We start from the raw sequence: 9,253 nt of genomic DNA, 5'->3' as shown, positions 1-9,253 counted from the left end.
TTATCGCATTAAGCGTTTTCAATGGCTTAGCAGGCAGTGGAAGAAATAGACCTGATTAGTGGAAGACAATTTGGCCAAAGTGGCTCTCAATTGCCTGTCCTTTCATTCAACCGCTTGTCAGTTACAGCATACCTTTTCCGCTGGCCGAAAAGTGGGCATTGATTTCATCAGGTAATCAGAATTGAATCACAGCATATCTTTTCTTTTGAACACCATACCTTTTCCGGAGCAATTATACAATTCGGTGGTATGTCACTGCCCGCAATTCATGGGAAAATCGGGAACTCACTGCAAGTAGGGCGGCGAAGTCAAACTTGGCCTCATACGAAGGCAAGAGCGCCGCTTTACCAGTTACAGTCCCTCTCAGCAATGATGGAAGGCTCCTACCCACTCCCCTTTCCGGATTTTCGCTGCGCTTAACATCAAGGTCTGCTCAGCGGACTTCGCTGCCTTTCGCTGCAACGGCATCGATGTCCGGTTTGGCGAACTGATCCGTAGTCTTTCGCTGTTTGACGCTCAGGGTACGCAGTGAACAACGTTGTCTTTCGCTAGCCGCCCAACTTTCGTCGGACGGCTATGGAACTCGGATCTCACTTTATCGGGCAGGTTTTTGTAGATCCGTCGTCTTGGATGAAAAATTTGTTTCGATCTCCCTGCCCCGTCCGTTTGCGTAGTCTTGCGCTACCGCGTTCCAATCGATTGATGCCGCTTGTGACCAGTCAACGCCCCCGCAACCCACACCATCTGTGTTGTAGGTCACTCCTGACGCACTATCCTGTGCAGAAGTGATGGTACGCTGACCTTCGGCAAATTCATGAATCGCTTGATTCCAGCGGGCTCCCTTTGACGTCAGGCCAAGCATAAGTGCTTTTGGGTCATATTGGCCGTAAACAACGTTCCAATGCCTTCCGCATATCTATCCCGCAAGAGAGGTGACTTGAGAAACTTCCGGTTGAGTTTCCAGGGGTTGCACTACAATTGTTCCTAAACATGCGCGGCTTTCAAATGTCCGCGTAAAGGCGGGTCGGTCCGCTTACGTCTTGCCACTCTGATGATTTGTCGCAACCGCTATCGGCATTATCGTCGAGATGCCGCCCGGAGCCAGTTCCACGCTTGCCGTCTGGCCGGAGGCGTCCGCAAGCACGAGACTATAGACCATGTGGGACGGCACCCGTTTCAAAGCCGACAATGCGTCATCGACGGTATCGCAGGTCTCCAGCACATAGCGCACAATCGTTGTCACGCCATACCCCTGTCCTCCTTCAGAACGGCCAACATAAGCCAGTGCGACACCGAGCCCTGCATCGTTTATTCCGTCAGACAAACCCCACAGGAATTCGACCATACCCATGACGGCCCGCCCGGACCATTCAGTGCGCAAAAGAAGCCCTTCGTTCAACTCAGGTGATAGACCATAGTTGCGCACAAGCCGGACGTCTTTCTTGCTGGAAACGGCGGCAAGAGAACAGCCACCGAGATAGGTGGGCAGGCACCATGTCGATAAGAAGCCTGCCGCGCGGTCGGACCCGCCTGCGACGGCGACCAAACGATCGCAAGTCGGGACCAGTTCGGGCATGTAGCGCTTCAATGCATCACGGCCCTTTTATTCGCGATGGTCCCTGCTCGTCGCCGCGCGCGATAAACCATGCCTCGTAGGCGGGCTTTGACCTGTTCCAGCGCGCAGCCAATTTCGGACCGGGTACGGGTTCGGCTACGAAGTCGAACGTCTATGTCATCTGTGTCATCTCAAAGGTCCTTGTCAGTGGAATTATAAAAGAAGCGGATCATTTCGGCGCTGGCGTCTGGCCCTTTTGCATCTGTGTATGAGCCGGACGCCTGCCCGCCGGACCAAGCATGGCCTTGCCCCTCGATCGCCCAGTATTCGACAATGGGTTTGCCTTGCAGATCGCTGGAGATGATGCGTGTAAAACGGCGTCCTGCTGTGGTGCCATTGCATTCTGTCTCAATGCTCTGACGCGCATTCAAGCCCGCCGCCCGCCGTGCAATCGCCGCCCCGTTAGACGGATGCACCGTTGCATCCGCTGTGCCATGAAAGACGATTGTCCGGGTTGAAACTGCCGGTTCAGGCTGCGGTCCGGGGTCAAGAGCGGCGCCAGCCATGGCAGAAAATGCGGACGCCACGTCTTTTGCTGCTCCTGTGGGCAATCCGGAATGCGCCCCTACCGCTGCAAATACATCGTCGTAGGTTTCGCCCAGAATGACTGCCATCGCCGCTCCAGCGGATAGCCCGGCAACGAATGTCTTATCTCGTAAAACACCGTGCACTTTAGCAACCGATGACGCGATCCCTGCCAATATAGATGGTTCACCTTTACCGCGTCTCTGGTCTCCTCGGCTGAACCAGTTCCAGCATGATTGCGCATTTCCACCGCGCGATTGCGCCGGGTAGACCACGATGAACCTATGTTGCTCGGCCAGTACATTCATACCGGTGCCTGTCGCAAAATGCTCGGGCGTCTGGGTGCAACCATGCAGCATCATGACGACTCCTGTGACGCCCATTACCGACGAGGCAGGGATGTAGGTCCGATAGGTGCGGCTGCCCGCGGGGCAGGTAAAGGTATCCCGCCTGAACTGCGCATCCTCTGGCATCGTTATGTCAACTGCATCGGCATTGCCGGTTGCACCGGCAAATTGATCCAGCATGCTGTTGAGCGATGGTAGGGCGGGCATTTTCTGCTGTATCGCGTTTCCAGCTTGTGGAACGAGGCCGTGCCGGGCAAGCGTGCGTTGAACAAGATCGTTGGCCGCCGACAGCCGTGCGCCATCGGTCGCCGGACGCATCGCGCCGACGTTGAAAAATTTCATCTGGTTTTCCTATCTATGTTGCGCGCATCCTATTTGATGCGGTCGGCAAGTGCCTTTTTGAGTTCCGCGCTGGCTTGCAAAGCACCCAGCACAGTAATTGAAGCGATTGTCTGAAGCGCCAGTTCCGGTGTGACGTCGGGATCAAACCGGGCAAGTCCAACGACTTTGATGTGTAAAACCTCACCGGCATCCCGCACCGCTTCAAGATCGCCGACCGAATAATCCCGCAATCCCAGCTCCATCGTGTGCCGCTCCAGCGATTTACTGACGGCATCTCCGTGGCTTTCGAGTTGGTTGCGGATCGCTGTTCGGATCAGATCACTTCTGTTCGAGTAGAAGCCTTCCTGCACCAGCAGATCAATACGGCCCAGATCGACGAAGCCAAGATTGATTGTAATCTTTTCATTCTCGGGTTGCTTATCGCGTAGTTGTCTCACGTTACTCATAAGGTTTCTCCATCCGCACGGATGGTATACGGCTGTTTATATTCTCTGCACAAGCCCCAACCACTGATCTTCATCAGTATGGGTGAAAACTGTGCGTGCTTCGCAACCGCTCGTTCTAGACACTCTTAAAGCTACGCTTCCAAAGCCTTCCATCTTGACACATGCCTAAACCAACTCCGTTGAAGCCTTCAAAAACCCATTCAAGACCTGAGCCGTCGTTAAAAGCTTATGACCCTCTCCGTGCTATCGGACGCTTGTACAAACCACAGCATCCGTCAAAACGGGCTCAAAGCGGACCTCGAACGCAGCTCCGCATTGTGGGACCTAACGCGCCGTCTGCGGCGGGTGTACGATGGGTGACGGCATGATGGATCAATGGGTTCGTCGTGGAAACACCGCATCGATCCGCACGTGATCCGGTGCGGGGTCGTCGCGACGGCCTGCCCTTTAGTCGCGCAGGCCTGCGAGGAGGCGGTCAGGCGTCATCGGAAGCTGGCGCAACCGTACACCGCAGGCGTTGTAGATCGCATTCGCAATCGCGCCCGCGCCGCCGCACATGCCAAGCTCTCCGATGCCCTTGGCCTGAATCGCGCTTGCCAGCGGGTCGCGTTCTTGCAGCATGAGCACCTCGACCTCGCGCACGTCGCGGTGGACTGGCACGTGGTATTCAGCCAGATCCGGATTCGCGAGGTGCCCGTCGCGGGGATCAAAATGCAGCGCCTCGGTCAGGGCTGTGCCGATGCTCCAGGTGATGCCGCCAAGGCATTGCGAGCGCGCGGTTTTTTCGTTGAGCACCCGACCGAAGCCGAAAGCGCCGGTCATCCGGTCCACGCGGGTCTCACCGGTCCAGTGGTTCACCCGCACCTCGGCAAAGAAGGCGCCGAAGCCTGAGGAGGTGTAATCGTGCTCGTTGGTACCGGGTTCGTAATGGCCGATCTCTTCCAGCACCTCGCCCCCAATAAGGTCGGCAACGCTGCGACCGCCTTCGACCGCGCCGTCCTTTAGAACGAGGTCCGCTTCGTCAATGTTGCCCCGTTTGGCAAGCTGCCCGCGCAGCGCCTTGCAGGCGAGGTAAACGGCGGACCCGATAGAGGGCGCGCCCCAGCTGCCACCCGATCCCGGACCGCGTGGATAGTCGGTGTCGCCAAGGCTGACGGTAACGCGATCCATCGGCAGGCCCAGCATCTCGCCCGCGATCTGGGCGCAGATCGTGTAGGTGCCGGTGCCGATATCGGTCATGTCGGTCTCGACCTCGGCCCGCCCATCGGCGGTCAGCCGCACCCGAGCCTTGGCCTCGCTCGCGTTGTGGACGCGGGCGGCGCTGGCCATGCCGGTTCCGATCCACCACTCGCCCTCGCGGCGGTGCCGCGGCTTGCGCGTGCCGTTTTCCCAGCCAAAAGACTCGGCCCCTTGCCTCAGGCATTCAGCAAGGCCGTGCGATGTGAAGGGCAAATTCCCTTCAGGATCGCGGTCTGGGATGTTGCGCAGTCGGAAGGCGACGGGGTCGATCCCGGCCTTCTCCGCCAGTTCGTCCATCGCCATTTCCAGCGCCGGCATGCCTACCGCCTCGCCCGGCGCGCGGACCGATCCGGCGGTCATCCGATGGATGCGGACGAGGTCCATCGACAGCGACCTGTTCGGCGCGGCGTAGAGGAAGTGCGAGGATTGCAGCACCGGCTCGGCAAAGGTTTCTCCCGGCAGGTTCGAGACACGCGCTTGGTGGCCGAACCCGGTGAGCTTACCGTCGGCGTCGCATGCAAGGCGCAGTCGTTGCCAGGTCTCGGAGCGGCGCATGATGCATTGAAATACCTGCTGGCGGGACATCACGACGCGCACCGGCCGACCCAGTTCACGCGAGGCAAGTGCGGCGGCGGCGACGTCCTCGCTGATCCCGAGCTTCGAGCCGAAGCCGCCGCCGACATAGGCGGAGACCAGCCGGATGTTTGTCTCGTCCATATCCAGCGCGTCCGCCAACTCGGAGATATTGTAGTTCAGCATCTGCAACGAGGCGTGAACGGTGAGCTTATCCCCCTCCCAAGCGGCAATAGCGGCATGGGGCTCCATCGCGGCAGAGGCATGGCCCTCGGTCTCGACGGTCATGTCGACGCTGTATGTGGCCTCCTGCATCGCGGCGTTGAGGTCGCCCATGTCGATGGCCTCGTCCTCTTGCGGCTCAGACGTGGCGGTGGCGGGGTCGAGGGCGACGCCCGTGTCTGCGTCGTATTCGACGACCAACTGCTTTGCCGCGTCGCGCGCCTGCTCGAAAGTCTCGGCGACGACGAGCGCGATGGGCTGGCCCCAGTAGGAGACGCGCTGCGGTTCCTGTTCGGGCGCTTCCCCGGCGGTGCCTTGTGCGGCGCGGGTCGTCATGCGCGCGTCCGAGATCACAGCCAGCACGCCGGGCATGGCGCGGGCGGCCTCGCTGGCGATGGATTTCACGACGCCTCTCGTGATCGTGGCGGTGACAAAGACACCTTCGGCAAGGTTGGCCACGTCGTATTCGGCGGCATAGGTCGCGGTGCCGGTCACCTTGGCCAGCCCTTCGATCCGGGGCACGGGGCGGCCCAGCACGCCCTGCGCCATGCCGTCGAGAGCAGCTCCGTCGACGGGTCCGTCCTGCTTGAGATAAGCGGTCATAACTGGTCCTCCGTGGCTTCGGTGAGGACGGCGATCAGGGTTCGCCGCGCGAGAGGTATCTTAAAATCGCTGCCGCCGCGTGCGTCCGCGCTGTCAAGAAGCGTGTCGGCGGCCTTTTCGAAAAGCGCAGGCGACGGGGTCTCTCCAACGAGCAGCTCCGAGAGCCGCGGGTCGTGCCAGGGCTTGTGGGCGAGCCCGCCGAAGGCGAGGTCGGCCCGCGCGATCTTGCCGCCCTCCTTTGCGATAATCGCGGCGACGGAGACCAGAGCGAACGCGTAGGACGAGCGTTCGCGCACCTTGCGGTAGATCTGCCGGGCTCTCACCGGCGGCGGCAGCGTGACGGCAGTGATAATCTCGCCAGCTTCCAGCACATTTTCCTGCCACGGCGTCTGACCCGGCAGGTTGTGGAAGTCGCGGACCGGGACCGTGCGCTCGCCTGTTGCGCCGCCCGTCAGGTGGACCTTCGCATCGAGTGCGGCCATCGCCACGGCCATGTCGCCGGGATAGGTGGCGATGCATTGGTCACTGGCGCCGAGGATCGCGTGCAGGCGTGCGACCCCGCCAATCGCGCCGCAGCCGGATCCGGGCTTACGCTTGTTGCAGGGCTGGTCGGTGTTGGTGAAATAGGTGCAGCGGGTGCGCTGGCAAAGGTTGCCGCCTGTGGTGGCCTTGTTCCGAAGCTGCTGGGTGGCCCCGGCCAGGATTGCCCGCGCCAGAACGGCGTAATCGGCGCGGACGCGGGCGTGGTTGGCCGTGTCGGTGTTGGTCACAAGCGCACCGATGCGCAGGCCCGCCCCATCCTCCGCGATGGATGCCATGTCGAGCCGACCGAGATCGACCAGAACCTCGGGCGTTTCGACCTGCAGCTTCATCAGGTCGAGCAGGTTGGTGCCGCCTGCAATGGCCTTCACGCCCGTACCAGAGATCCGCTCCGCGGCATCCGCCGCGTCGGTGGGCCGGATGTAGTCGAACGGCCTCATGCCCCGGTCTCCGCGACCTGGCGGATCGCCGCGAGGATGTTGGCGTAGGCACCGCATCGACAAAGGTTACCGCTCATCCGCTCGCGGATCTCCTCGTCGGAAAGCGAGGGCGCGTTGAGGTCATCGCTCGCGTCGCTTGGCCATCCGGCGCGGATTTCGTCCAGCAGCGCAGTCGCCGAACAGATCTGGCCCGGTGTGCAATAGCCGCACTGAAAACCGTCATGCTCCAGAAAGGCTTTTTGCAGGTCCGAGGGCGCATCTGGCGTGCCGAGACCCTCGATCGTTGTTACCTCCTGCTGCCCGTGCATCGATGCCAGCGTCAGGCAACTGTTGATCCTGACTCCGTCGACCAGCACCGTGCAGGCGCCGCACTGACCATGATCACAGCCTTTTTTTGTTCCAGTAAGGCCGACGTGATGTCTGAGGAAATCCAGAAGAGAGACCCGCGCATCGGCAGGCATGAGGTGGTCAGACCCGTTGACTTTTATCGTCTCGCTCATCGTGCTCTCCTTGCTGGGAGGCTACAATATGGATCGCCGCGCGGGCGAGCCAATGGCCGGAGCGAAAAAAGTTCATGTAGGGCGGCCGCCCATCCCTGCCCCGCCGGTAACGCGGCGGTGAGATCTCGTGTCCGGATTGCTGGCAGAGCGGACCACCGCTCTTCGGGCTCGGCAACAAATGCGACGGTAAGCCCAGTATCCCACCGGTAACGGCGTGGCTAAAGTGAGGCCTATGCGAGATCATAGTTTCTGGGACAGATCTGCCGTTACCGACTATCGCCATTGGAGAAATTTACGCGCTCTCTGAACCCAAAAAATCAGACAAAACACGGTTTACAGCGTTGCTGCGCCTGCCGATGTAGTCTCAAGTGGACCAAGGAAAGAGATAAAACCAAAACCATTTTCGCTTCTTCCGCTGGGTAGTAGTTCCCATGCTATTTCTTGCTCGAATGTCCAGTAAAGCAAGGTAGTTACCCAAGTAATTCCGGTCACCACCAAGGTACGTAGCCGGTATATGAGGGCCGAAAATGGTAATTTGGCTCGTTGCGGTCATTCGCCGGAAGATGAACCAAGGTCCGCTATGGGCCGTTCGCTTCACACTTCCGACTTTGACGGATTGAAGAAAATTAAGTTGCTTGGCCACTGTCTTGTCATTGCAACCGCGGCCGCCCCTCCATCATCTCCGCCCGCTCCAACATTCGCACGACATCCCGCAAGCTCAGTCGCCGCCCCGTGACCAGCGGCGCCTGATCAAGCGCCATCAATACTGCCTCAACCGATGCTTCAGATAATCCGAAATCCACACCCTTCTTTAAGGCAAACTCCTGCAGCTGTTCGGTCGTCACATCGGGGATCTCAATCACCTGACACCGGTTCCGAACCGGCTCCGACACATTCTCCACGTTGTTAGATGTCAAAACCCAGGAGATATGCGACATATCAAAGCGCACTCTGAAATAGGGGCAGTCCCACGCCTTTGCCGTCGCAGGTTCCAGCAACGACAACAAGGCATCCCCGAAGGAATAGCTGGTGCCCTTGTTTGATGTAATCGACTTTGCCTTGCAGATCTCATCGACCACGATCAAAGGGTTTGCGAGTTTCGTTGACAACATAACATCAACCGGGCGCCCTGCCTGGGCGGTGCCCCATCCGCGTTCAACCCCGACCAGGGCCATCCCAGCAGCGCCCTTTGTTGCGTCGACATCCGCATATGGGATCTCCAGCGCAGCCGCGAGTGACCGCGCCCAGACGCTCTTGCCGATGCCGGGCGGCCCATTCAGGATCACAGGACGGATACGTACAGGCTCTCCTCGCTCAGCGGAGCGGCGCAAGGCATGCCATGCATATTCTGTCGCGCGTGCCATCCACGGCATATCAGCATGAAGTTTTGCCGCCAGTTCATCTGCCCAGCTCTGGTCCTTTGCCATGATGGCTTGCATGCCAGCAAGAGATGGCTCCTGCCGATCATATTCCTCGCGTTTGAGGTGAGAGACGCCGGCGGCTGCAACACGGTTCTTAGCAAGCTTGTTTGCGCGTGAGGTGATACGAAACGTATCTCTATATGTGATTTCTACGCCATCGGACAATTCATCGCCGAAGATCTCGATATCGCTGACGTTAAACTCAGCTGACCGCTCGTCATCACCGATCAGATCGATCGCAACTTTCTTTTTCCGAAAATCCTCCAGGAATGTACTGAGCTGTTTCACGATCACTTTCGGATCAGTTTCATAGTTGGGGACGTCGATAATTTTGATACGCTTCATGGTCTGTTTCCATATCCGACAAGGAAAGGTGGGAAACGGCGGCACGCAAAAAGGGGTAGGTAAAATGAGATCGCATGCCTGCGGTGCCGCTCCCG

Annotated in this window: 7 protein-coding genes; all 7 read right to left on the bottom strand. The window is 59.2% G+C overall.

Translation table 11 applies throughout. The features are described from left to right. Positions 1-1,033 precede the first annotated feature (1,033 nt). The gene (locus tag ABMC88_RS18395) at positions 1,034-1,576 is read right to left on the bottom strand and encodes a C45 family autoproteolytic acyltransferase/hydrolase (protein WP_349578353.1); all 543 of its coding nucleotides are present in this window, start codon (positions 1,574-1,576) and stop codon (positions 1,034-1,036) included. A gap of 170 nt (positions 1,577-1,746) precedes the next feature. After that, positions 1,747-2,829, bottom strand: coding sequence for an extracellular catalytic domain type 1 short-chain-length polyhydroxyalkanoate depolymerase (locus tag ABMC88_RS18390; RefSeq protein ID WP_349578352.1), 1,083 nt, complete (start codon positions 2,827-2,829; stop codon positions 1,747-1,749). 29 nt (positions 2,830-2,858) lie between these two features. After that, the gene (locus ABMC88_RS18385; RefSeq protein WP_349578351.1) at positions 2,859-3,275 is read right to left on the bottom strand and encodes a ribbon-helix-helix domain-containing protein; all 417 of its coding nucleotides are present in this window, start codon (positions 3,273-3,275) and stop codon (positions 2,859-2,861) included. Between the two features lie 447 nt (positions 3,276-3,722). Beyond that, positions 3,723-5,912: a xanthine dehydrogenase family protein molybdopterin-binding subunit gene (locus ABMC88_RS18380; protein WP_349578350.1), complete on the bottom strand. Its 2,190-nt coding sequence runs from the start codon at positions 5,910-5,912 to the stop codon at positions 3,723-3,725. Further along, positions 5,909-6,892, bottom strand: a complete 984-nt coding sequence (locus ABMC88_RS18375; protein WP_349578349.1) for an FAD binding domain-containing protein — start codon at positions 6,890-6,892, stop codon at positions 5,909-5,911. The genes ABMC88_RS18380 and ABMC88_RS18375 overlap by 4 nt, the downstream gene beginning before the upstream one ends. After that, the gene (locus ABMC88_RS18370; protein WP_349578348.1) at positions 6,889-7,392 is read right to left on the bottom strand and encodes a 2Fe-2S iron-sulfur cluster-binding protein; all 504 of its coding nucleotides are present in this window, start codon (positions 7,390-7,392) and stop codon (positions 6,889-6,891) included. The genes ABMC88_RS18375 and ABMC88_RS18370 overlap by 4 nt, the downstream gene beginning before the upstream one ends. 650 nt (positions 7,393-8,042) lie before the next feature. After that, on the bottom strand, positions 8,043-9,158 hold the full coding sequence (locus ABMC88_RS18365) for an AAA family ATPase (protein WP_349578347.1): 1,116 nt from the start codon (positions 9,156-9,158) through the stop codon (positions 8,043-8,045). Between the last annotated feature and the right edge of the window lie 95 nt (positions 9,159-9,253).

It is taken from the genome of Sulfitobacter aquimarinus, assembly GCF_040149565.1.
In the GTDB taxonomy this organism is placed as follows: domain Bacteria; phylum Pseudomonadota; class Alphaproteobacteria; order Rhodobacterales; family Rhodobacteraceae; genus Sulfitobacter; species Sulfitobacter aquimarinus.
Note: the sequence above shows the minus strand (reverse complement) of the source record. Positions and strands in the feature narration are given on the sequence as shown.

Coding starts and splice junctions, on each gene's coding strand:
- ABMC88_RS18395 (WP_349578353.1), bottom strand. CDS start 1,576: ATGCCCGAACTGGTCCCGACTTGCGATCGTTTGGTCGCCGTCGCAGGC.
- ABMC88_RS18390 (WP_349578352.1), bottom strand. CDS start 2,829: ATGAAATTTTTCAACGTCGGCGCGATGCGTCCGGCGACCGATGGCGCA.
- ABMC88_RS18385 (WP_349578351.1), bottom strand. CDS start 3,275: ATGAGTAACGTGAGACAACTACGCGATAAGCAACCCGAGAATGAAAAG.
- ABMC88_RS18380 (WP_349578350.1), bottom strand. CDS start 5,912: ATGACCGCTTATCTCAAGCAGGACGGACCCGTCGACGGAGCTGCTCTC.
- ABMC88_RS18375 (WP_349578349.1), bottom strand. CDS start 6,892: ATGAGGCCGTTCGACTACATCCGGCCCACCGACGCGGCGGATGCCGCG.
- ABMC88_RS18370 (WP_349578348.1), bottom strand. CDS start 7,392: ATGAGCGAGACGATAAAAGTCAACGGGTCTGACCACCTCATGCCTGCC.
- ABMC88_RS18365 (WP_349578347.1), bottom strand. CDS start 9,158: ATGAAGCGTATCAAAATTATCGACGTCCCCAACTATGAAACTGATCCG.